Annotated in this window: 25 protein-coding genes and 1 tRNA gene; 16 read left to right on the top strand and 10 right to left on the bottom strand. The window is 67.6% G+C overall.

Going from position 1 to position 23,734, the window contains the following annotated elements:
• Positions 1-17 precede the first annotated feature (17 nt).
• Together AC1DS3_RS11305 and tolA are read left to right on the top strand one after the other, a co-directional pair.
• Positions 18-94: transfer RNA gene (locus AC1DS3_RS11305), tRNA-Met, on the top strand.
• Positions 95-572: 478 nt separating this feature from the next.
• Positions 573-1,319 carry a cell envelope integrity protein TolA gene (gene tolA / locus AC1DS3_RS11300; protein WP_477127176.1) on the top strand — a complete coding sequence of 249 codons (747 nt, stop codon included), beginning with the start codon at positions 573-575 and terminating at the stop codon, positions 1,317-1,319.
• Positions 1,320-1,425: 106 nt separating this feature from the next.
• Here tolA and AC1DS3_RS11295 read toward each other — a convergent pair whose 3' ends face one another.
• The 6 genes from AC1DS3_RS11295 to AC1DS3_RS11270 all read right to left on the bottom strand — a co-directional run bounded on the left by AC1DS3_RS11295 (position 1,426) and on the right by AC1DS3_RS11270 (position 7,542).
• Positions 1,426-2,283, bottom strand: a complete 858-nt coding sequence (locus AC1DS3_RS11295; protein WP_441638026.1) for a MetQ/NlpA family ABC transporter substrate-binding protein — start codon at positions 2,281-2,283, stop codon at positions 1,426-1,428.
• 83 nt (positions 2,284-2,366) lie between these two features.
• Positions 2,367-3,830: an efflux transporter outer membrane subunit gene (locus tag AC1DS3_RS11290; RefSeq protein WP_441638024.1), complete on the bottom strand. Its 1,464-nt coding sequence runs from the start codon at positions 3,828-3,830 to the stop codon at positions 2,367-2,369.
• On the bottom strand, positions 3,827-4,786 hold the full coding sequence (locus AC1DS3_RS11285) for an efflux RND transporter periplasmic adaptor subunit (protein ID WP_477127175.1): 960 nt from the start codon (positions 4,784-4,786) through the stop codon (positions 3,827-3,829). The genes AC1DS3_RS11290 and AC1DS3_RS11285 overlap by 4 nt, the downstream gene beginning before the upstream one ends.
• Complete coding sequence (locus AC1DS3_RS11280; protein ID WP_150991902.1) at positions 4,783-4,992, bottom strand: DUF1656 domain-containing protein; 210 nt, start codon at positions 4,990-4,992, stop codon at positions 4,783-4,785. The genes AC1DS3_RS11285 and AC1DS3_RS11280 overlap by 4 nt, the downstream gene beginning before the upstream one ends.
• Entirely contained in the window at positions 4,989-7,076 is a 2,088-nt protein-coding gene (locus AC1DS3_RS11275; protein ID WP_441638020.1) for an FUSC family protein, read from the bottom strand. The genes AC1DS3_RS11280 and AC1DS3_RS11275 overlap by 4 nt, the downstream gene beginning before the upstream one ends.
• A gap of 4 nt (positions 7,077-7,080) precedes the next feature.
• A complete protein-coding gene (locus AC1DS3_RS11270) occupies positions 7,081-7,542 on the bottom strand; it encodes a MarR family winged helix-turn-helix transcriptional regulator (RefSeq protein WP_441638018.1) in 462 nt (153 codons plus the stop codon).
• 345 nt (positions 7,543-7,887) lie between these two features.
• On the opposite strand from AC1DS3_RS11270, the gene AC1DS3_RS11265 reads away from it, so the two are divergent.
• From AC1DS3_RS11265 to AC1DS3_RS11250, 4 genes are all read left to right on the top strand, one after another.
• Entirely contained in the window at positions 7,888-8,685 is a 798-nt protein-coding gene (locus tag AC1DS3_RS11265) for a crotonase/enoyl-CoA hydratase family protein (RefSeq protein ID WP_441638017.1), read from the top strand.
• 45 nt (positions 8,686-8,730) lie between these two features.
• Positions 8,731-9,909: a thiolase family protein gene (locus AC1DS3_RS11260; RefSeq protein ID WP_441638016.1), complete on the top strand. Its 1,179-nt coding sequence runs from the start codon at positions 8,731-8,733 to the stop codon at positions 9,907-9,909.
• A gap of 38 nt (positions 9,910-9,947) precedes the next feature.
• Entirely contained in the window at positions 9,948-10,712 is a 765-nt protein-coding gene (locus AC1DS3_RS11255) for an SDR family NAD(P)-dependent oxidoreductase (protein ID WP_441638014.1), read from the top strand.
• Between the two features lie 110 nt (positions 10,713-10,822).
• The gene (locus AC1DS3_RS11250) at positions 10,823-11,743 is read left to right on the top strand and encodes a LysR family transcriptional regulator (RefSeq protein ID WP_477127174.1); all 921 of its coding nucleotides are present in this window, start codon (positions 10,823-10,825) and stop codon (positions 11,741-11,743) included.
• On the opposite strand, the gene madM is transcribed toward AC1DS3_RS11250, so the two are convergent.
• Both madM and madL read right to left on the bottom strand, forming a co-directional pair.
• On the bottom strand, positions 11,740-12,516 hold the full coding sequence (gene madM, locus AC1DS3_RS11245) for a malonate transporter subunit MadM (protein WP_477127173.1): 777 nt from the start codon (positions 12,514-12,516) through the stop codon (positions 11,740-11,742). The two genes, AC1DS3_RS11250 and madM, sit on opposite strands and share 4 nt — an antisense overlap.
• Before the next feature lie 10 nt (positions 12,517-12,526).
• Positions 12,527-12,937, bottom strand: a complete 411-nt coding sequence (gene madL / locus AC1DS3_RS11240; protein WP_174427787.1) for a malonate transporter subunit MadL — start codon at positions 12,935-12,937, stop codon at positions 12,527-12,529.
• Positions 12,938-13,303: 366 nt separating this feature from the next.
• On the opposite strand from madL, the gene mdcA reads away from it, so the two are divergent.
• The 7 genes from mdcA to mdcH are packed head-to-tail and all read left to right on the top strand — an operon-like array spanning position 13,304 to position 19,478.
• The gene (mdcA, locus tag AC1DS3_RS11235; protein WP_477127172.1) at positions 13,304-14,962 is read left to right on the top strand and encodes a malonate decarboxylase subunit alpha; all 1,659 of its coding nucleotides are present in this window, start codon (positions 13,304-13,306) and stop codon (positions 14,960-14,962) included.
• A complete protein-coding gene (locus tag AC1DS3_RS11230; RefSeq protein WP_441638008.1) occupies positions 14,962-15,885 on the top strand; it encodes a triphosphoribosyl-dephospho-CoA synthase in 924 nt (307 codons plus the stop codon). Before mdcA ends, AC1DS3_RS11230 begins: the two co-directional genes overlap by 1 nt.
• Positions 15,885-16,211: a malonate decarboxylase subunit delta gene (locus AC1DS3_RS11225; RefSeq protein ID WP_441638006.1), complete on the top strand. Its 327-nt coding sequence runs from the start codon at positions 15,885-15,887 to the stop codon at positions 16,209-16,211. The genes AC1DS3_RS11230 and AC1DS3_RS11225 overlap by 1 nt, the downstream gene beginning before the upstream one ends.
• A complete protein-coding gene (locus AC1DS3_RS11220; protein ID WP_441638004.1) occupies positions 16,208-17,059 on the top strand; it encodes a biotin-independent malonate decarboxylase subunit beta in 852 nt (283 codons plus the stop codon). The genes AC1DS3_RS11225 and AC1DS3_RS11220 overlap by 4 nt, the downstream gene beginning before the upstream one ends.
• Entirely contained in the window at positions 17,056-17,874 is an 819-nt protein-coding gene (gene mdcE / locus AC1DS3_RS11215; RefSeq protein WP_477127171.1) for a biotin-independent malonate decarboxylase subunit gamma, read from the top strand. The genes AC1DS3_RS11220 and mdcE overlap by 4 nt, the downstream gene beginning before the upstream one ends.
• Positions 17,875-17,904: 30 nt before the next feature.
• Positions 17,905-18,543 carry a malonate decarboxylase holo-ACP synthase gene (locus tag AC1DS3_RS11210; RefSeq protein ID WP_441638000.1) on the top strand — a complete coding sequence of 213 codons (639 nt, stop codon included), beginning with the start codon at positions 17,905-17,907 and terminating at the stop codon, positions 18,541-18,543.
• A complete protein-coding gene (mdcH, locus tag AC1DS3_RS11205; RefSeq protein ID WP_441637998.1) occupies positions 18,540-19,478 on the top strand; it encodes a malonate decarboxylase subunit epsilon in 939 nt (312 codons plus the stop codon). The genes AC1DS3_RS11210 and mdcH overlap by 4 nt, the downstream gene beginning before the upstream one ends.
• Before the next feature lie 9 nt (positions 19,479-19,487).
• On the opposite strand, the gene AC1DS3_RS11200 is transcribed toward mdcH, so the two are convergent.
• Positions 19,488-19,958, bottom strand: coding sequence for an Lrp/AsnC family transcriptional regulator (locus tag AC1DS3_RS11200; protein ID WP_006158020.1), 471 nt, complete (start codon positions 19,956-19,958; stop codon positions 19,488-19,490).
• Positions 19,959-20,119: 161 nt separating this feature from the next.
• Here AC1DS3_RS11200 and AC1DS3_RS11195 point away from each other — a divergent pair, with 161 nt between their 5' ends.
• Complete coding sequence (locus tag AC1DS3_RS11195) at positions 20,120-21,031, top strand: DMT family transporter (protein WP_441637996.1); 912 nt, start codon at positions 20,120-20,122, stop codon at positions 21,029-21,031.
• 141 nt (positions 21,032-21,172) lie between these two features.
• Positions 21,173-21,547: a hypothetical protein gene (locus AC1DS3_RS11190; RefSeq protein ID WP_441637994.1), complete on the top strand. Its 375-nt coding sequence runs from the start codon at positions 21,173-21,175 to the stop codon at positions 21,545-21,547.
• Positions 21,548-21,598: 51 nt separating this feature from the next.
• On the opposite strand, the gene AC1DS3_RS11185 is transcribed toward AC1DS3_RS11190, so the two are convergent.
• Positions 21,599-22,630 (bottom strand): DUF6352 family protein, encoded by a 1,032-nt coding sequence (locus AC1DS3_RS11185; protein WP_441637992.1) that lies wholly within the window; start codon positions 22,628-22,630, stop codon positions 21,599-21,601.
• A gap of 232 nt (positions 22,631-22,862) precedes the next feature.
• Between AC1DS3_RS11185 and AC1DS3_RS11180 the strand changes: the two genes are divergently transcribed.
• A partial coding sequence (locus tag AC1DS3_RS11180; RefSeq protein WP_477127170.1) for an AvrD family protein occupies positions 22,863-23,734 on the top strand: 872 nt, incomplete at its 3' end.

The raw sequence follows: 23,734 nt of genomic DNA, 5'->3' as shown, positions 1-23,734 counted from the left end.
TAATCTCGGTCTTGTTCGGCGAATTAGCTCAGTTGGTTAGAGCGACGGAATCATAATCCGCAGGTCCGGGGTTCGAGTCCCTGATTCGCCACCATATTCGTTGAAGCCTGGAAACGGGCTACAACAAAAACCCCTCCCGATCGCAAGATCGGGAGGGGTTTTGCTTTTGGGGATTCTGTTTTCTCGCTTTTCTCGCGATCGATTTCTATCGCTCCCGATCGCAGACAATCAGCAAGCACCGCGGGCCGCTGCACGCAATTCAGGCTCAAGCTTTATCGTGAAAACAGCCTCTCTGCCCATGATCGCTCTCCTGCGATTTGGTACGGGCTTGGTAAATGCACTTTCGCTACCCTCGCCGGTTCTGCTCTCAACCGCTCGACCTTCAGAGCACCCCGCCGCAGAGAATCCCGCTTGCCTACCGCAACGATGCCGACCTAAGCTGCATAGAGTGGATGCCATGCGCGGGTTCGCGCACAAAGCATGACACCGTCACCTTTCGCAGGGATGCGAGAGTGATTCTAGAGTGACACAGCATTGACTATGCATCGCCCGCCCGTGGCCTGCCGCGCGTCATGATGACCACCGCCCATCCGTATCAACTGGTGCAGGAGCGAGGAACGCTAAAGTGTTTCCTGCTGGCTCTGTTCATGCATCTGCTGCTGGGCATCATGCTTTACTACGGGGTGCATTGGCAGAGCCGGACCCCGGCCGGCGTGGAGGCGGAGCTGTGGGACACCGTGCCCGAGATTGCGCAGCCCCAGCCGGTGGTCCAGCCGACGCCCGTGGAGCCGCAACCCGTGTTGAAGCCGGAGCCGGATGAGAACGCCGACATCGCCTTGCAGGCTCAGAAGCGCAAGCAGGCGGCCGCGGCCGAGGAAGCCAGGCAGGCCGACCAGCGCGAACGCAAAGCGCGGGAGGCGGAGCGCCAGGCGGCCTTGAAGCAGCAGCGCCAGAGCGAACTAGCGCGCCTGCAGGCCATGGCCAACAGCGCTCCCAMCACAGGTGGCGTAGGCAACCGCGCGGGCACCGGCGCCGGTGCTGGCGGCAACGCCTCGCCCGGCTACGCGGACCGCGTGCGGCGCCGCGTGAAGCCGAACATCATCTTTAACGAAGAGATCGCCGGCAACCCGGCCGCGGTGGTCGCGGTGCGCATGGCGCCGGATGGCTCGCTGCTGTCGGTGCGGCTCACCAAGTCCAGCGGCAATGCCGGCTGGGACAACGCCGTGCTGCGCGCGGTGGAGCGATCCGCCCCGCTGCCGCGCGACGAGAACGGCGTGGCGCCACCCGGCGTCAACATCACGTTCATGCCCAGGGAGTAGCGGCCGGCCACAAACAAGAAGCCCCTTCGGACCCTGCGATCCGAAAGGGCTTGACTGTCAGGCCTGCGCAACCGGGACAGCTAAATGTCCACGGCCACCTGCCCGATCAGAACGACGGCACCATTGCACCCTTGAACTCGTTCTTCATGAACTGCCGCACCTCTTCCGACTGGTAAGCGGCGACCAGTTTCTTCACCCACGGCTTGTCCTTGTCCTGCGTGCGCACGGCGATGATGTTGGCGTACGGGCTGTGGATGTCTTCCAGCGCGATGGCGTTGCGGGTCGGCTGCAGGCCGGCGGCGAGCGCGTAGTTGGTGTTGATCACCGCCGCGGCCACGTCGGGCAGCGAACGCGCCAGTTGCGCGGCGTCGAGCTCGACGAGCTTCAGCTTCTTCGGGTTGTCGCTGACGTCCAGCGGCGTGGCGTTGACGCCGTTGGCACCGACACCGCTCTTGAGCTTGATCACGCCCTGCGCGGCCAGCAGGAGCAGCGCACGGTTCTCGTTGGAGGGGTCGTTGGGCACGGCGACCTTGGCGCCTTGCGGCAGGTCCTTGGGGGACTTCAGCTTCTGCGAGTAGATGCCCAGCGGAGAGATATACGTGTAGCCCGCGCTGACCATCTTGTAGCCGCGCTGCTTCACCTGGCTGTCCAGGTAAGGCTGATGCTGGAAGCTATTGGCATCGAGGTCGCCAGCGTCGAGCGCGGCGTTGGGCTGCACGTAGTCGTTGAACTCGACGACCTTGATATTGAGCCCTTCGCGCTTGGCGACCTTCTGCACTACCTGCCAGACCTGCGCGTCCGGGCCGCTGACGGTGCCCACGCGCAGGGTCTGCTCCTGCGCCATCGCAGCGCCCGAGGCCACGATGCCGAGCGCAGCGACCGCGACGGACAGCGCTCGACGCAGGGAGGGATAAGAGAAACCAGAGAAACCAGAGAAACCAGAAAAGCCAGAGAAGTTGGACATGTTGCTTGTGTTCCTTTCCGCCATGCAAGCCCGCTTGCATGGCTCTAACCATGATGACAGCCCAGCGCGCGTTCGATGCACGTTCAGTGCGCGTGCCCGCTCATCGTGCGCGACTCGACCTTGGGCGCATTTTGCCATCCGCCGCCCAGCGCAAGGAAGAGATTGATCTGGTCCAGCGCGACCTGGCTTTCCGAGCCCGCCAGGGATGCTTCGGTGCTGGCCAGCGTACGGTCGGCATCCAGGCTCGACAGGTATGGCGAGCGGCCGGCCTGGTAGAGCTGGCGGTTCTGCCGCGCGACTTCGCTGGCCTTGTCGCGGGCATCGCGCAGCGCCTGGGTGCGCTCCAGCTCCCGCGTATAGCTGCTCAGCGCCGACTGCGTTTCGCGCAGCGCCTTGAGCACCACGCCGTCGAAGTGGGCAAGCGCCGCTTCGGCGCCGGCTTCGGTGCCGTGGATGCGGGCGCGCGTGCCGCTGGTCGGGATGTTCCAGGTGATCAGCGGGCCATAGCCCCAGTGCGCGGTCGGTGCCTGGCCGAGGTGGTCGAGGATGCCGGTAAAGCCGGCGGAGGCGCCGATGCGGATGGACGGGTACAGATCCGCCGTGGCAACGCCGATCTTGGCCGTGGCCGAAGCGAGTTCGCGCTCGGCCTGGCGCACATCGGGCCGGCGCTTGAGCAGCGCGGCGCCGTCGCCTACGGGCAGCGCCTGGCGCAGCCTGGGTTCTTCGTGGCAGGCGTACTCCGCCTGCGAGGTGGCACTAGGCGGCTTGCCCAGCATCACCGCCAGCCGGTACGCCGCGCCCTCTTGCTCGGCCTTGAAGCGCGGCAAAGCCGCGCGCAGCACGTCGGCCTGCGCCTGTGAGCGCAGCAGGTCCACTGGCTGCCCGCGCCCGGCATCGACCATCTTGCGAGCCAGCTCGACGCCGCGGCGCTGCAACTCCAGCTGATGCTCGGCCACGGTCAGTTCATGCGTGGCGGCGCAGCCCTGCACATAGGCGCGCACGGTCTCGGCCACCACGCCAACACGGGCCTGGTCGAGTGCCGCCTGGCTGGCTTGCGCGCCGGCCAGCGCCGCTTCATCCGCGCGCGCCAGCTTGCCGAAGAAGTCGATCAGGTAGGAAACCCTGAAGCCGACATCGCCAAAGTTCATCACCGGGATCTTCTCTTCCTTGAGCAGCGGCTCGCCGGCGATCTGCCCGCGTTCCGCGCTGGCGGAGAGCCCGGCTCCCGGCAGGTTCTCTGCCTCCACCTCGTGGTAGACCGCGATGGCGCGCTTCAGGTTGGCCGCGGCCACGCGCAAATCGGTATTGGCAACGAGCGCCTGCTGCACCAACTGGTCGAGCCTCGGATCGTCATACAGGCGCCACCAGCCATCGGGCACCTCGGCAATCGATACGGCGGGATTGTTCGTGCCGAGCAGCGGGCCGTTGGCCGCTTGCGCCTTCACGGCGGCGTTGTCCGGCACATGGTAGTCGGGCCCGACCGTGGTGCAGGCGGCAAACAGCAGCGGCACCAGTGCCGGCAGCAGGGCTCTGCGCAACGTGTTCACTGCGCGCCTCCCTGGCTGGCGGCTCCCTTGGCGGCCAGCGCGAGCTTGTCCTTCTGGCCTTCCGGCACGGCCTGCGCCTTGTCCCTGGCCGAGGGCTGACGCACCGACACGGTCGCGGTACGGCCTGCGACCATGCGCAAGTCGGCGGGCGGCTCGTCCAGCGCGATGCGCACCGGGATGCGTTGCGCGAGGCGGACCCAGTTAAACGTCGGGTTCACGTTCGGCAGCAGGTTGGAGCCGTTGGTGCGGTCCCGGTCCTCGATGCCGGCGGCAATGCTCTGCACGTGGCCATGCAGCACGCGGGATTCGCCCATGATGCGGATGTCCACCGGATTGCCGATATGGATGCCTTGCAGCTTGGTTTCTTCGAAGTAGCCCTCCACATGGAAGGAATTCGCATCCACCATCGACAGCACCGGGCGGCCTGTGTTGACGTAGTCGCCCAGGCGCGGCAGCCGGTCGTTCAGGTAGCCATCGACCGGGCTGAGCACGCTGGTGCGCTCCAGGTTGAGCTTGGCGAGGTTGATCGCGGCCTGCGCCTGCGCCAGCGCCGCTTCGCCTTGCTGGACCTTGGCCAGGCCTTCTTCCACGACTTCCTTGGAGACGACCTCGGACAAGGCCTGGCTGCGCCGGGCTTCACGGCGCGCCTGCGCGAGCATGGCGCTTTGCGCCGCCGCCGTGGCCTGCGCCTGCTGCAAGGCCAGCGCGAAGCGATCGCGGTCGATCTCGAACAACGGCTGTCCGCGCTGCACGCGCTGGTTGTCCTTGACGAGAACCTTGGTCACCAGCCCGGACACGTCCGGCGCGATCTGCACCACGTCTGCGCGGATATGGCCGTCGCGGGTCCATGGCGCCACCGTGTAGTAATCCCACAGGTGCTTGACGACGACGACCGCGACCGCGGTGACGACGAGGGTAAGGACGATGGGTCCAAGCGTACGAMGATTCAGTTTCATGACTGCAGCCGATAGGCCAGGTAGACGATGCCACCCAGGACGATCACATATAACGCCAGATTGAACAGGGACCGGTGCCAGACCAGCCGATAAAAACCCACGCGCGCCAGCACGGCACGCGCGCAAGCGGTGATCAGGAACGCCACCAGCATCCACGCCAGCAGGCTCGGGACAAACACACCATAGACGTCGACTTCACCGCTCATCGCTTGTTGCTCGCTTGCTTGCTCATTGGGTCTGCCGCCTGGCCATCGGGCAACGCACCAGCCGCGCTCATTGCCACGGGTGCCGCCGAAAACAGCGCAACGTGCATTTCCACCAGCGCGGCAAAGGCCTCGCGCGAAGCCTGGTCGGCGCGCGAGGCAACCTTGCGGATCGCCTTGGCCAGCCGGTCGCGCAGCACTTGCGGCGGCGTGTCGGCACGGGCGTCCAGGCGTGCCTGGTAGTAGCTGGCAACGCCCTGCAGCACGCGCCGTACCGAGTGCTGGTGCTCCGGCGCCAGCGCGGACAGCTCGCGCTGCAGCGCCAGCGTGCTGAGCTCCACGCGTACTTCGGTAAAGCCGTCGCCGGTGGTTTCATCCTCGCTGGCCGCCAGCCGCGGCACCAATTGCGCCAGGCGGTCCAGCATGCGGGCACGCAGGTGCGCGTGCTCGGCCGGCTCGCGCCCGGTGGCGTTGCGGGCGATATCGCCCCAACTGGCGCGCACCAGCCTGCGTACCGCGGCCCTGGTGCCGAAGGGGCGGGCCACCAGGGTCCACACCAGCGCGAACAGGATGCCCGCGATGCCGGCCACATTGCCGTTGAAGAAGGCGTTGAAGTCRGCGTTGTAGGCGCCCTGGATGCCGATATCGTTGGCCGTGACCACGGCCAGCGGCATGGCGATCAGCGCGAGCCGGGGCTGCGCCATCATCACGCCGATGATCAGGTAGGGCACCGCGAACATCAGCACCAGCATCTCGAAATCGTGCGCGTTCGGCAGGACCACGAACAGGTAGATGGTGGCGAGCACCAGGCAGACCACGTTCCAGCGGAAGAACGAGCGGATCATGGGCGCCGGCTCGTCCATCGCGGCAAAGAAGCAGCACGACACCGCGCCCAGCGCGACCGCGCCGGCGCCATCCGCCCAGCCCGTCCAGATCCACACCATGCCCATGCTGAAGATCGCCAGCGCGGTCGTCGCGGTGGAGAACAGCAGCATGCCGTGATCGTAATGGCGCGCGGCACCCACGCCCCAGCGCCGGAACACCGGCGCCCAGTCGCCCTGCGGTGCCGCCTCGCCGATACGGCGCTGCAGCGACACGCAGTCCTGCCACAACTCCATCAGCTCGCGCAGACGGCCCTCGGCCGTGGCGGCCAGCGCCGCGTGCCAGTCAGGCCCGGCACTGGCCGGCTCCAGGCCAGCATCGTCGATCGGCGCGTCCTGGGATAGCTGCAACGCCGGCAGCGGCGCCTGCGCGCCCGCGCTGATCCATGCCGACACCAGCGCCATGTTGTGCGACAGGCGTTGCGGAATGCCCGCGGCGTGCTGGTGCAAGGCGTCCACCACGGAAGCCAGCGACGACAGCACGGGAAGCAGCATGGTCATGCGGCCACGCAACTCCTGCGCGTGCTTTACGCGCGCGGCGCTTTCGGCGTCGTAGGAGAGATGGCTGATCAGCTGGTCGAGCGCGAGGATGTCGGCAGCCAGGCGATGGCGGCTGTGATGGCGCGACACCTTCGCGGCCGGATGCGCCGAGAGCATATCAGTGGCCCACAACGCGGCGTCCGCCAGCCACTGGGCGGATTTCTGGCCGAGCACCGTGGCCACCTTGGCGGGGAAGATGGTCGAGCCGACGATGCTCGCGCACAGGATGCCCAGGCAGATTTCCTCGGCCCGCGCCACGGCGATGTCGAACACGCCTGAGGGATCGCTCACCGAGGGCAAGGCCACCATCGGCAGCGTATAGGCCGCCAGCATGAACACATAGCTGCGCGGCGTGCGGTGCAGCAGCGCGACGTAGAGCAGGATGCCGGTCCATAACGCCACCGCTGCCATCAGCAGCGCCGGCGCATTGACCAGCGGCGGCACGATGGCGACGGATGCGGCCGCGCCAAGCAGCGTGCCAAGCACGCGATACAGCGCCTTGGAGCGCGTCGCGCCGGTGAGCGGATGCGCCACGATATACACGGAGGCCATGGCCCAGTACGGGCGCGGCAGGCCGAGGTACAGCGCGATGAACAGCGCCAGCATGGCCGCGGCAAAGGCTTTGAGGGAGAAGATCCAATCCCGTCTGGTAGGCCAGCTGACCATGTTCTTACGACCCGAAAGCAGTGGTGGTCGCGGACTCGGCGGCTTGGGCGAGTGCGTCGAGCACGCGCATGGCGCCCTCGAAGTCCTGTTCGCTGATGCCAGCGAAGACGCTGGCGCGGAGTTGCTTGAGCTCGACCTCGATTTTTTCGGCGAGCGCCTCGCCGGCATCGGTGAGCCAGAGCGCATTGGCCCGGCGATCGTTCGCATCCACTTCCCGGCGCACCAGGCCGGCGGCGGAGAGCTGGTCAACCAGACGGACCAGCGATGCGCCTTCCAGCCCGACATAGTCGGCCAGGGTGACCTGGCGCACGCCGCCGCCAAGGCGGCGGATAAACAGCAGGGGCCCCGCCGCCGCCGCGGAAATCCCGTAGGCGGTAACGGCGCCCTGCGAAATGTGGCGCCATTGGCGCCCGGCCAGCATGAGCTGGCCGGTAAAGGCGAAACGGAGGGCGTCGATGGAAGGCATGGACGGAATGATAGCAGCCATATAGTTAGGATGCAAATTATCACACTACGAAGCAATCTCCGTTGAGACTGGGTACAGGGCGATGTCGAGCGACGCAGGAAGCACATGAAAATCGCATCGCCGGTTGAACCTGCCTTGCGCATCCAGCGCTCGCGCCAATGCCAAACGGCGCCAGCGCTGATATCCCCGGGATATCGGCATCGCCGAAATGAATATTGGACACCCGAGGGCACGGTCCCTTAGCCTTTTGGGATAAGCCAATGCCATCGGCGCCGCGCTGCGCCGGCCGTCCCGAGCCAAGGTGACGCCTGCAACGACTAGAACGAAGAACGACCGGAGACCAGCATGACAAGCTTCCTGCGCTATGCACAGCAGGGCCACATCGTGACCCTGACCATGAACGAGCCGGAGCGGCGCAACCCCCTCACCGGCAACACCGCTGTGGCCGACTTCCTGGAGGCCATCGACCGCATCCACCGCGACACCAGCGTGCGCGCGGTGATCATCACCGGCGCCGGCACCGCGTTTTCCTCAGGGGGCAATATCCGCGACATGGAACGCCAGGCTTCGGGCCTGGTGCCCGGCATGGAGATTCGCCAGGACTATCGCCTGGGCATCCAGCGGCTGCCGCTGGCGCTGTTCAACCTGGAGGTGCCGGTGATCGCCGCCGTCAATGGCGCGGCCATGGGTGCGGGCCTGGACCTGGCCTGCATGTGCGACATGCGCATTGCGTCCGAGCAGGCGCAGTTTGCCGAGAGCTTCGTCAAGCTGGGGATCATTCCGGGCGATGGCGGCGCATGGCTGCTGCCGCGCGTGATCGGCCTTGCGCGCGCTGCCGAGCTGACCTTCACCGGGCAGGTCATCGATGCGCGCCAGGCGCTGGAGTGGAACCTGGTCTCCCGCGTAGTGCCGCCGGATCAGCTGCTGCCCACGGCCAATGAGCTGGCCGAACGCATTGCCGCCAATCCGCCGCATGCGGTGCGGCTGGCCAAGCGCCTGCTGCGCGAGGCCATGCATACCCGGCTGGATACGCTGCTGGAATTGTCGGCCGGCTTCCAGGCGCTTTCGCACCAGACCTCGGATCACCGTGAGGCGGTGTCGGCCTTCCTGGACAAGCGCAAGCCCGAGTTCACCGGCAGCTGATCCAGCGTCATTCCCATTTCCATCAAGAGACACCGGAGACCCACCATGCAGCAAGCCGTCATCGTCGACGCCATCCGTTCGCCCATGGGCCGCTCCAAGCCCGGCTCGGCCTTCACCGAACTCCATCCCACTGAGCTGCTGGCACAGGTGCTGGCCGGGCTGGTCGAGCGCAACAAGCTGGACCCCGGGCTGGTGGAAGACGTCATCACCGGATGCGTGAGCCAGGTGGGCGAGCAATCCGCCACGCCCGGCCGAGTGGCCTGGCTGGCGGCGGGATTCCCCGAGCATGTGCCCTCCACCACCATCGACCGCAAATGCGGCTCCAGCCAGCAGGCCGTGCACTTTGCCGCGCAAGGCATCATGGCGGGCGCCTACGACATCGTGGTTGCCTGCGGCATCGAATCCATGAGCCGCGTGCCAATGGGCTCGGGGCGCCTTGGGCAGAATCCGTACGGTCCTTCGTTCGAGGCGCGCTACGCGCCCGGGCTGGTGTCGCAAGGCGTCGCGGCGGAGCTGGTCGCGGCGCAGTGGGAATTGTCGCGCGGCGATCTCGACCAGTACGCCGCGCAATCGCACCAGCGTGCGCACCAGGCGCGCGAGGCCGGCGCCTTCCGCCGCGAGATCCTGCCGATCCGTACCGCCGCGGGCCTCGTCGCGCATGATGAAACCATCCGCCCTGCCACCACCGCCGAGCGCCTGGCCACGCTGGCGCCGTCGTTCCGCGACGAGGCGCTCGGCCAGCGCTTCCCGCAGATCGGCTGGCATGTGACTGCCGGCAATGCCTCGCAGATCAGCGACGGCGCCGCCGCCATCTTGCTGATGAGCGAGCGCGCCGCCTCCCGCCTGGGCCTGAACGCCCGCGCACGCTTCGTGGCGTTCGATGCGTGCGGCGACAGCCCCCTGACCATGCTGACCGCGCCGATCCCGTCGAGCAAGCGCGCGCTGGAAAAAAGCGGCCTTGCACTCGATGCGATTGCACACTACGAGATCAACGAAGCCTTTGCCTGCGTGCCGCTGGCGTGGCAGCGCGCGCTGGGCGCCGACCCGGCCCGCCTGAACCCGCGTGGCGGCGCGATCGCGCTCGGCCACCCGCTGGGCGCGTCGGGCGCGCGGCTGATGACCACCATGCTGCACGCGCTGGAAGACAGTGGCGGGCGCTACGGCCTGCAATCGATGTGCGAAGCCGGTGGCATGGCCAACGCCACCATCATCGAACGGCTCTGAGCCGGCACGTACCTATATCCAGAACGAGGAGATACCAGATGAAGCTTGCCAACATGTCCGCCGTCGTCACCGGGGGTGCCTCCGGGCTGGGCCTCGCGTGTGCCCGCCGCCTCACCGAACGCGGCGTTGCCGTGGTGATCGCCGACCTGTCCGAAGAGAACGGTGCAGCCGCCGTGCAAGCGCTCGGCGCGCTCGCCCGCTTTGTCCAGGCCGATGTCTGCGACACCGCGCAGATGACCCGCGTGTTCGACACGGCCGACACGCTCGGCACCATGCGCGCGCTGATCCATTGCGCCGGCGTGGGCGGCCCGGTGCGCCTGGTGGAGAAGGACGGCCAGCCCGGCTCGCTGGAAAAATACGAATCGATCGTGCGCATCAATCTCGTCGGCACCTTCAACACGCTGCGCCTGGCTGCCGCGCGCATGGCCCGCAACGAGCTGGTCGACGGCGAGCGCGGCGCGTGCGTGCTGACGGCGTCGGTGGCGGCTTATGAAGGACAGATCGGGCAGATCCCCTATGCGTCGGCCAAGGCCGGCATCGTCGGCATGACGCTGGTGGCGGCGCGCGACCTGGCCCAGCGCATGATCCGCGTGTGCACCATTGCCCCCGGGCTGTTCGATACGCCGCTGCTGGCACGCCTGCCGGAAAATGTGCGCGCCTCGCTGGGCGCCTCGGTGCCGCATCCGGCGAGGCTCGGCACGCCAGACGAATTCGCCTCGACGGCGCTGCATATCCTGGAAAACGCCATGCTCAACGGGGAGACCATCCGGCTCGACGGCGCGATCCGCATGGCGCCGCGCTGAGCTGGCGCCGCTCGCGCAAGGCCTCGGGGGTTCTCCCCGGGCCATCCGGTGTCGAATCTGGTTATCATGCTCCGGTCACCATCACCGCCAGCATGCGCGACGCGCCTCCTATGCGAAACCGGATCAACKAAGAAATCACCCTGCGCAAGCTCGAAGTCCTGCTCGCCTATATGGAGACCGGCAACCTCGCCAAGKCCGCCGAAGCGCTGGATGTGAGCACGGTCAGCGTGCACCGCGCACTGCACTCGCTGGAAGAAGGCATGCGCTGCGCGTTGTTCCGCCACGAAGGGCGCAACCTGCTGCCGACCGAAGCCGCGCACGTGCTGGCGGATGTGGCCACCGATGTCCTCAAGGCCATGGCCGATGGCATCCGCGCCACGCGCCAGGCCGCCGGGTATTCGGCCGATCACATGAAGATCGGCTCGCTCTATTCGCTGACCATCCGCACGGTGCCCGACGTGGTGATCGGCATCAAGGTCAGGCGACCGGAACTGCAGGCGGAACTGGTGCTCGGCTCCAACGCCGACCTGCTCTTCAAGCTCAAGCAAGGCGCCATCGACGCTGCGCTGATGGCCATGCCCGAGCCGGACCCCGAGATCGAATCCATTGCGCTGTTCGAGGACGAAATCTACTTCGCCGCGCCGGCGGATTCGCCTTATGCGCGGCAAGCCTCCATCGACCTGCGGCAATGCCGGGACGAGCCCTTCGTCACGCTCAGCGAAGGCTTCATCACCTACCAGGGCTTCATGGACGCGTTTCGCATCGCCGACTTCACGCCCAATGTGGTGATGAAGGTCGGCGACATCTTCTCATTGATGAACCTGGTCAGCGGCGGCGTGGGCTACGCGCTGCTGCCCGGCCGCGTGCGCGACGTGTTTGCGCACAAGGTGGCGCTGGTTCCGCTGTCCTCGCAGTACCGGCTGCGCCAGACCATCGGGCTGAGCTTTCTGCGCCGGCGCGAGCGGGATCCGAACTTGCTGGCGCTGGCGGCGGTTTGCCGGTTGGCGATGCGCTCGCCGCAGCCCGCCTAGCCAACGATCGCCTTGGTCGCCAGAAACAACAACGACGGCCCCAGCAGGCACCCCAACCCGGTGTGGAACGTCGCCACCAGCGCACCATACGGCACCAGCCGGCGGTCCGTCGCCGCCAGCCCCGCCGATRCCCCGCTGACGGTACCCGCCAACCCGCCGAACACCATCGCGGCACGCGGGTTGTTCAGGCCGAGGAAGCCTGCCGCCATGGGCGTGCCGACCATCACGATGATGGCCTTGATCAGCCCGGTGGCGATGCTCAGCGCGATCACGTCGGAGCTGGCGCCCAGCGCCGCGCCGGTCACCGGCCCAACGATATATGTCACCGCCCCGGCGCCGATGGTGGTCATGCTGACCGCATCGCTGTAGCCGAAGGCGCGCGCCACGGCAGCACCCACGATAAACGGCAGGATGGTGCCGAGCAGCAGCGACACCGCACCGACCAGCCCGGCCTTGCGCGCCTCGGTCACCTGCACCTCGAAGGCGGTGGCAACGATAGCGAAGTCGCGCAGCATGGCGCCGCCCATCAGGCCGATACCGGAGAACAGCGAGAGATCGGCCAGGCCTTTTTCCTTGCCGGTGACGACGCCGCCATAGTAGGCCAGCAGCAGGCCGATCACGATGGCGATGGCGGAGGCGTGGACGCGCCCGAAGGTCAGCCAGCGCGAGAGCCTTGATGACAGCCACATGATGATGCCAACCGCGGCAAACGCGGTGACCAGGGCATTCTGCAGCAGGATGTTCTCGATAATGTGCGAAATGGAATGCGGCATGGCGGCGTCCTTAGCGCGAGGCGTGGCTGGGGGTGGCTTCCGGCGAGGGCAGCGGCGGCAAGGGCGCGTGGTCGCCGGTGCGGCTAAGCACGGCGATGCAGCAAGCCGAGACCAGCACCGCGCCGACTGCCGCGATCAGGGCTACCGGCCCGCCGCGCAACGCGGCGACCACGTTCTGCTGCGCCGCCATTGCCACCACCACCGGGATGTACATCGCGCCCCAGAAGCCAACGCCAGCCTCGGTCTCCTTGGGCAGGAGGCCGCGCCCGTGCAGGAAGAGCCGTATCGAGATCAGCAGCAGCATGGCGATGCCGACCCCGCCCACATTGGCCTTGACGCCGATCGCAATGCCCAGCAGTTCGCCAAGGAACAGGCCGATGAGGTGGCAAAGCGCCAGCAAGGCGGTTCCGTAGATGATCATGGTGCCGTCTCCTGTTGGCCCATCGGCATGGTTGCGCGTGGGCTGGTTCTAGGTTTGATGGATGCAATCTAGGCGAGCCATCGCGCTGCATCAATCAACCGGGCGGGAGAATCGTTAGCGTGGGATTAACGGCGGTAGATCACCATCCCGCGCACTAGTGACCTGGCCGGCTCTTGCGTGGCGGCTGTGGCGGCGGCGGCGTGTGCAGCGGCGTACTGCGCGCCCCAGGCAGGGACCACACGCCCTGCATGTCGGGCCACCAACACTTACACCTAGAGTAACGATGCCGCGCCGAGCGTCATTGCTTGCGCCGCGYGCGCTGCGTATCTTGGTGCCATTCCTTGCATCAAGCACACCGGAGACGCGATGCCGAACCCAGCCACGGACCGACAGTGGGACACCCGCCGCAGCGAAAAGCGCCGCCGCATGGCACGCGGCGCCGCCTTTGCCAGCGGCCGGGTCGTGCCCACCGCCGACATCGTCCCATTCCTCGAAGCCATCACCGCGCCGGGCGACCGCGTGGTGCTGGAGGGCAACAACCAGAAGCAGGCCGACTTCCTCTCGCGCTCGCTGGCCGAGGTGGACCMGGCCAAGGTGCACGGCCTGCACATGATCATCCCGAGCGTGAGCCGGGTGGAACATCTCGACCTGTTCGAGCGCGGCATCGCCAGGAAACTGGACTTTGCCTATGCCGGCGCACAGAGCCTGCGCATCTCGCAGTTCCTGGAAGACGGCCAGCTTGAGGTCGGCGCCATCCACACCTACATCGAACTGTACGCGCGGCTCTATGTGGACCTGACGCCCAACATCGTGCTGATCGCCGGCTACAAGGCCGACCGCGACGGCAACCTCTACACCGGCGCCAGCACCGAAGACACGCCCGCGCTGGTGGAAGCGGCCACCTTCCGCGACGGCATCGTGGTGGCCCAGGTCAACGAGATCGTCGACGACCCCGCCGGGCTGCCGCGCGTGGATATCCCCGGCTCCTGGATCGACTACGTGGTGCAGGCCGACAAGCCCTTCTTCTGCGAGCCGCTGTTCACGCGCGACCCGCGCCTGATCAAGCCGGTGCATGTGCTGATGGCCATGATGGCAATCCGCGGCGTGTACGAGCGCCACCAGGTGCAGTCGCTCAACCATGGCATCGGCTTCAACACCGCTGCCATCGAACTGATCCTGCCGACCTATGGCGAGTCGCTCGGCCTCAAGGGCAAGATCTGCAAGTATTGGACGCTGAACCCCCACCCCACGCTGATCCCCGCCATCGAGTCGGGCTGGGTGGAGAGCGTGCACAGCTTTGGCAGCGAGCTCGGCATGGAGAACTATGTGGCCGCGCGCCCGGATGTGTTCTTCACCGGCGCGGATGGATCGATGCGCTCGAACCGCGCCTTCTGCCAGCTTGCCGGCCAGTACGCGGTGGACCTGTTCATCGGCTCCACGCTGCAGATCGACGGCGACGGCCACTCCTCCACGGTCACGCGCGGGCGCTTGTCCGGCTTTGGCGGCGCGCCCAACATGGGCCACAACCCGGGCGGCCGGCGCCATCCCACGCCGGCGTGGCTCGACCTGATCGAGACCGACGACCCGCTCGCGCGCGGCCGCAAGCTGGTGGTGCAGATGGTGGAGACCTTCCAGGCCGGCGGCAAGCCAACCTTTGTCGAATCGCTCGATGCGGTGCAGGTGGCCAAGGACAGCGGCATGCCGCTGGCGCCGGTGATGATCTACGGCGACGACGTCACGCACGTGCTGACCGAGGAAGGCATCGCCTATCTCTACAAGGCACGCTCGCTGGAGGAGCGCCGCGCCATGCTGGCGGCCGTGGCCGGGGTGACGCCGATCGGCCTGCGCCACGACACCAGCACCACGCGCCGCATGCGCAGCGACGGCCTGATCGCGCTGCCCGAAGACCTTGGCGTGCAACGCAGCCAGGCTACGCGCTCGCTGCTGGCGGCCAAGAGCATGGCCGACCTGGTCGACTGGTCCGGCGGGCTTTACGAGCCGCCGGCACGCTTCCGGAGCTGGTGATGGCAAGCCTCGCGTTACCCGCGTTACCCGCGTTACCCGCCGGGCACCGTGCCGATGCCTTCAACCCCGCTGCCATCGCGCTGGCCGACCTCGCCGTCGGCGCACTGATCGACGAGGCCGCGTTGTCGCCCAAGCCCGGGCTGGTGGATGGCCGCGGCAATGGCGCCCACGCCGACCTCAACCTGGACCTGATGCGCGTCTCGGCGCGCGCCCTGCATCCCGCCTTTGCCGAGATGGCGGCGGCGGGCATGCGCGCGGCGCAGCCCAGCGTGGCGCTGCGCGAGCGGCTGGGCGCGCTGGGCCGCGAAGCGGAGGCCGCGATGATGCGCGCCACCGGCGGCATCAACACGCATCGCGGCGCGATCTGGAGCCTGGGGCTGCTGGTTGGCGCGGCGGGCTTGCACCGGCATGGACATGGCGCGCATGGCATAGCCCGCACCGCTGGCGCCATCGCACGCTTGCCCGACCGGCACCGTCCTGCGCGCACGGGCAACAAGGGCGAACGCGCCTGCATCGACTACGGTGTCGCCGGCGCGCGCGGCCAGGCGCAGGCGGGCTTCCCGCATGTGCTGCGCGCTGGCCTGCCAGAGCTGATTCGCAGCCGGGCGCGCGGCGACGCCGAGCCCAGCGCGCGCGTCAACGCCTTGCTCGCCATCATGCAGCGGCTCGACGACACCTGCGTGCTGGCCCGCGCCGGCCGCGAAGGGCTGGCGCTGATGCAGCAAGGCGCGAGCCGGGTGCTGGCCGCCGGCGGCATCGGCACGCTGGCCGGCCGCCGCCTGCTGCGCCAGCTCGAAGGCGGCATGCTGGCCTGCAATGCCTCTCCCGGCGGCGCTGCGGACCTGCTCGCCGCCACGTTTTTCCTGGACCGGCTGCCGCCTGCGGCACAGCCGGCCAAAGCCCCCGTGCAAGGAGACAAATAATGGAACAGCTCCAGTTCGAATATCCCGCCGGCGCGCCGGCAAGCCAGCGCGTGCTGGTCGGCGTGGTCGGCTCCGGCGATCTCGAAGTCATGGTGGAGCCCGGCACGCCAGGCACCACGCTGGTTCATGTCACCACGTCGGTGGATGGCTACGGCAAGGTCTGGGACGCGCAGCTCTCGCGCGTGTTCAGCGCCGAGCCGCGCGCGGCCATGCGCATCCGCATCCATGATTTCGGCGCCACGCCGGGCGTGGTGGGCATGCGGCTGGCGGAAGCGTTCGAGGCGCTCGGCGGCAATGGCAATGCCGATGGCAAGGAGCAAGCATGAACCACGCATCGCTGCTGAACCGCGAGAGCTTTGTCGAGCTCGGCGCGCGCGCCCGCGTGCATGCGCTGCTCGATCCCGGCACCTTGCGCGAACTCGCCGGCCCCTTCGACCAGCTGCTCTCGCCGTGGCTGGAACGCCAGGGCGTGGTGCCGCAGGCGGATGACGGCGTGGTGGTGGCCAAGGGCCGCATCGACGGCCATCCTGCCGTGGTCCTCGCCATCGAAGGCGCGTTCCAGGGCGGCAGCCTGGGCGAAGTGGGCGGCGCCAAGATCGCCGGCGCGCTGGAGCTGGCGGCGCAGGACAACCGGCGCGGCGTGCCCACGCGCGCGGTGATCCTGTTCGAGACCGGCGGCGTGCGGCTGCAGGAGGCCAACCTGGGACTGGCGGCCATCGCCGATATCCACGCGGGCATTGTCGACCTGCGCCGCTACCAGCCGGTGGTGGGCGTGATTGCCGGGACAGTGGGCTGCTTCGGCGGCATGTCCATCGCAGCGGGGCTGTGCAGCTGCCTGGTGGTGACGCGCGAGGCTCGCCTCGGCCTGAACGGGCCAGCGGTGATCGAGCAGGAGGCGGGCGTTGCCGAATACGATTCGCGTGACCGGCCCTTTATCTGGAGCTTTACCGGTGGTGAGCAACGCCTTGCCACCGGCCTGGCCGACCGGTACGTGGAGGACGACACCGAAGCCATCCGCGCCACGGTGCGCGAGGCCCTGGCGCAGGGCGTGCCGGCCGTGCACCGCAGCGAGCGCTACGCGCATTACCTGCAACGCCTGGCCGAATACGATCCGGCACGCCAGCCGGAGCCGCAAACCGTCCGCACCATCTACGCACACGGAGCAAAGCCATGAGTTCAGCTAACACGCAGGGCCGCGGCGAGGCCTGGCTCGCGGCACTGACGCGCAACGCCCCGCGCCGCCCCGGCTATCCCGCCACCGTGCAGGTGGCCGACGCCGGGCTGGCCGGCCAGCCAGCGCGCTTTATCGCCGTGGTACCCGACGCCGGCAACGCCTATCCGCGCGTGCGCGGCGGCGAAGTCGGCCTGCTCGAAGGCTGGTCGCTGGCGCGAGCCGTGCACGAGATCGTGCTGGCCGACCGCGACGCCGCCATCAAGCGGCCCATCGTGGCCATCGTCGATACGCCCAGCCAGGCCTACGGACGGCGCGAGGAAGCCTTCGGCATTCATCAGTCGCTGGCCGGCGCGGCCGGCGCGTATGCCACGGCGCGGCTGCAAGGGCATCCGGTGATCGCACTGCTGGTCGGGCGCGCCATRTCGGGCGCCTTCCTCGCGCACGGATACCAGGCCAAYCGCCTGATCGCGCTGCGTGATGCCGGCGTGCAGGTACATGCCATGGGCAAGCAGGCCGCCGCGCGCATCACCATGCGCAGCGTGGAGGACCTGGAGAGCTTTGCCGCCACCGTGCCGCCGATGGCGTATGACATTGGCAACTACGCCACGCTGGGCCTGCTATGGAAGCTGGTCGGCGTCAACCATGCGGCGCTGCCCGACGAGGCCGATCTCGATACTGTGCATGGCGCGCTGCAAGCCGCGCTGGCCGATATCCAGGCAGATCCGCAACGGGATCTGCGCAGCCGCCTGGGTGGAGAAAACCGCCAGGCTTCCTGCCGTGTGCGCGAAGTGCTCGCGCAGCAGTGGCAGGACTGAGCCATTGCCATTGCACGACCGGCGCATGAGATGACCACAAGCACGCTCCTGCCGCATGACCTGCTGTGGCTCGCGGACGCACCCGGCTTCGCCCGTGCCAATGCGCTGCCCGCGTGGGCAAGTGCCGACTGGCTCGCGCAAGCCCCGCTGGTGGTGCGGCGCGATGGCGCCATCGAAGGCCGCATCCCGGTCGGGCTGCGCGGCACCACGCGCGCGCAGCGCCACGCGGCGTGGCTGCCCGCCGCGCAGGTGGCGCGCGTGGTCACGCCGGGCATGCTCGCGCGGCAGGCACGCTGGCGGGATCATCCGCGCCGCGCCGCATTGCCCGCGCTTGCCGCGCTGGCGCGCATCGCGCCACAGCTGGATGCTGCGCAGGTGGACTGGGGCGTGACGGGCGGTGTCGGCTTTACGCTGGCCAGCGGCATCGACGTGCTGCATGCGGGTAGCGACCTGGACCTGCTGGTCACGGCGGCAACGCCGCTGGCGGCCAGCCTGGCCCGCACCCTCGCCGCCTTGCTCGACGATGCGCAAGCGCGCATCGACATCCAAGTGGCCACGCCGTTTGGCGCGTTCGCGCTGCGCGAGCGCGTGCGCACCGGCGGCCGCGTGTTGCTCAAGACAGCGAACGGCCCAGTCATGTGCCAGGATCCTTGGCAGCCGCCATCATGAGCACGCTCTTCACCTTCCCCGGCCAAGGCGCCCAGCGTCCCGGCATGCTCCGCGCACTGCCCGACCACCCTGCCGTGCGCGCCACCGTGAGCGAGACCAGCGAAGTGTTGGGGCGCGATGTGCTGGCACTGGACAGCGAGGCCGAACTCGCGTCCACCGTGGCCGTGCAGTTGTGCCTGTTGACCGCTGGCGTGGCGATGGCGCGCTGCCTGCTTGCCGAAGGCGCCAAGCCCGACGCCGTGGCCGGCTTGTCGATCGGCGCCTTCCCGGCGGCGGTCTGCGCAGGCGTGCTGGACCATGCCGATGCGGTCAGGCTGGTGGCGCAGCGCGCCAAGCTGATGGAGCAAGCGTATCCAAGCGGCTATGGCATGACGGCGATCCTCGGCATGGAGCTGGGCCCGCTGGAGCGCATCATCGCGCAGGTGCACGGACCGGCGTCGCCGGTCTACCTGGCCAATCTCAATGCGCCCGCCCAGTTCGTGATTGCGGGCGCCGCGACGGCCTTGGCGCGCGTTGCGGAACTGGCGCTGGACAGCGGCGCGCACGCGGCCAAACCCATTGCCATCAGCGTGCCCTCGCACTGCGCTCTGCTCGACGGCGCGGCAAGCGAGCTCGCTCGCGCGTTCGAGGGTGTGCGCATCGACCGGCCGCGCCTGCGCTACTTCAGCGCTAGCGCGGCACGCGAGCTGCGCGATCCGGCACGCATCGCCGCCGACCTGGCGCGCAACCTTGCCGTGCCGGTGCGCTGGCATGAGGCCATGCTGCTGGCGCGCGAATGCGGCGTGCGCCTGGCGGTGGAAATGCCGCCCGGCAATGTGCTGACGCGGCTGGCCGCACCGCTGCTGCCGGACGGCATCGCCGTGGCCTGCGCCGACACGCGCATCGACAGCGTGGTCGCGCTCACGGTGCGCGAAGCGCTGCGGGCGTCGTCCTGAACCAGGGCATTACCCCAGCGGCAACGCCGTGCTGTACAGGACCTGCTTGAGCGCAAAACTGGAGCGGATGCTGGACACGCCCGGAATGCGCGTGATCTGGTCGATGATCAGCCGCTCCAGCGCTTCCACGTCGGCCACCACCACGCGCAGCAGGTAGTCGGCATCGCCCGACATCAGGTAGCACTCCATCACTTGCGGCAGGGTGGTGATGCGCCGCTCGAAAGCATCCAAGGTTTCACGGCGCTGCTTGTCCAGCGAGATCTGGATAAACACCACCACCTTCAGCCCAAGCCGGCGCGCATCCAGCAGCGTGACACGGCGCGAGATCACGCCTTGTTTTTCCAGCTGCTTGACCCGCGCCAGGCAGGGCGAGGGCGACAGGCTGACGCGGCTGGCCAGTTCCACGTTGGTCAGGCTGGCGTCTCGCTGCAGCTCGTTGAGAATCCGGATATCCGTGGCGTCCAGGTCGATGTCCAGCACGTTGCGCTCCTGTTTTTTCATATAACAGCATTCTATGCCGCAACGGAGCGTATTTGCAGCGACCTTCGGTCTTTGCTGCGGCGCAATAAACCGTAGACTTTCCAGCATCCCCTCCCGTCTCGTGGCGGCGGGACAACCTGGTCAAAGAGTCGAGTCGAAGCATGCAAGCACAACAAGGATGGCGCCGGTTTATTCCCCTCGCCTGCGCCGTGGCAATCTGGGGCGGCAACTGGCCGGTCATGAAGCTGGGCCTGACCCACGTCAGCCCGCTCTGGTTTGCCGCCGCGCGCTTCACCTCCGCGGCCGCCATCAGCTTCCTGGTGCTGGGTGCGTTTCGCCGGCTGCGCCTGCCCACGCGGCAGGAATGGCCGCTGGTGATCGGCGTGGGCCTGCTGCAAATGGCGGCCTTCACCGCGCTGGCGCTGTGGGCGCTGCAGTACGTGCCGCCGGGGCGGGCCTCGGTGATCGCCTACGCTACCTCGGTGTGGGTGATTCCGCTGTCGTCGCTGGTGCTCAAGGAGCGGCTGTCGCGCCCGCAGTGGATGGCCACCGGGCTGAGCTATGCCGGCATCGCGCTGATGATCGCCCCGGCCGTGCGGGACTGGCAGTTGCATACCGCCGTGGGCCTGGTGATGCTGCTCGGCGCGTCGCTGGCCTGGTCGCTCAGCATCATCCAGCTGCGCGCCAACCGCACGGTGCGCCTGGGCGCGGACATGATCCCGTGGGAAACCGCCGTGGCCTCGGTGCCGCTGGTGGTGCTGGCACTGCTGCGCGACGGCGCGCCCCACTTCCTCTCGGTGCCGGAGATCTGGCCGCTGCTGTTCTACACCGGGCCGCTGGCCACCGCGCTGACCTTTATCGTGGTGCTGAACATGACGCAGGCCTTGCCGCCAGCGGCCACCTCGATCGCCATGCTGTGCGTGCCGCTGATCGGGCTGGTGGTCTCGGCGGTGGCGTTCCAGGAGCGGATCTCGGCGGATCTGTCGGCCGGGCTGGCGCTGATCGCCCTGGGTGTGGCAACGTCGGCGCTGGCGCCGTGGCTGGGACGGCGGCTGCAGTGGCGCGGCGCCTGATGCTTTTTGCCGTGCCACACGCAAGGATGCTTTGGCAATTAAGCATCAAACGTTACAAGAAGACACAGTTGTATTACCCCGCTAATACCTGACATGGGCGCGCCGGCTTACAGTGGAGCCAATCACTAACCGGAGCCACCCGTGCGGAAATTCGCCACCCTTTGCGCCATTGCTGCTGTTGCAGGCCTTGCTTCCAGCGCCGCATTCGCGCGCGTGGATGTGGACATCGGCATCGGCATGCCCGGTCCGGTGTTTGTCGCGCCGGCTCCCGTCTACCAGCCGGCCCCCGTGTACCGGGCCGCGCCGATCTATGAACCGGCCCCGGTGTATGTGCAGCCCCAGCCGGTGGTAGTGGCAGGCCCTGGTTACTATGGCCCCGGCTACTACGGCCCCGGTATGCGCGAGCGCGCCTGGCGCGAACGCGAATGGCGCGAGCACCGGTGGCGTGAACGCGAGCGGCGCGAGCATGATTGGCACGAACATGAGCGCGACCGCGACCGCGAATGGCGCCGTTGATGGCGCGGACATGGCTCTTCCTGCTGGTCGTGGTGCTCCTGCGGCCAGCGGCTACGAGATCGAGGCCAGAGGCAGGTTCAGCAGCAGATTCTGCGGCTTCACCTTGAGGATCCCTGCCTCGTTCATCGCCGCCGCCAGGTAGACGGGCCGGCCAGCCACATCCGGGCGCACCACGGATGGATCGGCAAAGTCCAGCCGGAACAGCGACAAGATCCGCCGCTGCCGCTCCGGCTCCAGTTCCACGCCGCGATACAGGTCATTGAGCAACAGCGTGGCCTGCGCGTCCAGCCCGATATGCCAGGCCCACTGCCGGTCCTCGATCGCGGAAAGCGGCATCACCGTCACCTCCACCCCGAAAAAATGCCGCACCCAACGCGCGAGCACGCGGCTGAACGCAGCCAGCGCCGCGCTGCCGCTGGCGAAGCGGATCACCGTGTCGTGGCGTTCGCTGCGTCCCCAGTAAGCCTGCGCGTTATCGCGATCCAGCACATCCAGTTCCACCTTGCGCGCCGGGATCTGCGCTTCGGCCAGCATGCGGCCTAGCTCGCCGTAGACACTGCCCGACGCGTGCAGCTCGACGGTGTCGGCATCGGCCAGCATTACCCCGCCCTCCTGCAGCGACACCTTCTGCGCGCGGGAGAACAACTCCGCGGCGCGCCACTCCATCGGATCCGGCTTGTCACTGTCATGCAGGATGCCGTGCACGATCAGATGCGCAAGCTGGTCGATGAAGACCGGCGGCACCCTGACATCGCCCTCGCGGAAGATATCCAGATAGGCCGCCTCGATGGTCGGCGCGGCAAGCAGGCGCTCGCGCATGGCCAGCACCACGGCGTAGTTGTCACGGGCATCGGGGTCTTGCAAGGCGGCGAGCTCGCTGGCCGGCACAAGCCGCCGCGGCTCGGCGATCAACGCCGCATGCAGCGCTCGCTCGGCGTCGCAAGATTCGTCCACCGGCGCTACCTCGGGGCGCCACCACCACATCCGCAGCAGGTGGTCGCTGGCCAGCAACCGGCCGTCGCTGTCGCGCGCGGCAGGGTCGAAGCCGGAATGGGGCCAGCGGGCGGGGGTGGATTCAACCATGGTTGGCTAGCAAACAAGGGGAGCCTCAGTATCCCACAGGCTGCCGCAGCGCACCCCTTGCGCCTGGGCAGGAGGGATCCAACGTCCCGGCGCGCGGCCATTGTGCCGMTCGCTTGGGAGAACCCGCACAGCCTGCACTTGATTGCCGAGGGCAATACTCCACCCAGAGTATGTACGCTGCAAACCGCCCGCGGAGATACTTTCCCTCTTGCACAATTCACGGGTCCGAACCATGCACTTCAGCGTCAGGGTTGACGACACTCGCGCACGGCAACACCCGCCCCAGCGCGGGCAATCACGCCACTTTGCCGACATTGACCAGTTGCTGGGCCCGCGAGAGCAACGCTACTTCGGATCCGGATTCAAGCGCGTCCAGTATCGGGTGATAGCGCCCTGCACCGACGTCGCAGCGCTGCCGGCCCAAGGCAGACTTGCGGTCATCTATCCCCAGGACTGGTCCAGGAAGTCCACCGGAACCACGTTGCCGCCTCACCTCTCGACAGTGGACGCAACCCATCTGGGCGCGGTGCTCTCCGAGTGGGCGATAGCCCAGCGATTCACGGCGAATCCGACCGAGCCTGAGGTGCTGATCAATCGCTGTGAGATTCGCAGTGGAAATGCACCCGATGAACACCTCGACGCTCTGCCCTTTACCATCCATCGCATTGTCACCGAGCCTCTCAAGAACCGCCGCTCGCTCTACCGATTTTCGACGCAGATTGAACTGCAGCTTGGCAGCATGGCGTTGGCGGTGAGCCTGACCCACAACGGGCAGCCGCGCAACAATGCGGCACACATCGACAACACCGGAATGCTCGAGCAGGATGCGMCGCAATCAGTAGCCGGCAGGCTGGCCATCGGCGGCGTTTACGGGATCGATTTGCACCATCTCATGCTGAGTCCCGCCGACGGCCATGCCATCGCCGAGACGATCTTCAGTGCCCCCACATCCGTCTACCGAACGCTTTCCAATGTGGAGTTCGTATTGGCCTGCGCGCAGATGGCGCAAGCCGTCATCTACCAGAAGGACAGGATTTCACGAACCCGGAGCAATACGCTCTGGATGCGGGATTTCATTATCAGCACCGCTGTGCCCTGCAAGGT

This window comes from Cupriavidus sp. 01L46 (genome assembly GCF_056399905.1).
The sequence above is the reverse complement of the archived record's forward strand: the minus strand, read 5'-3'. Positions and strand labels throughout refer to the sequence as shown.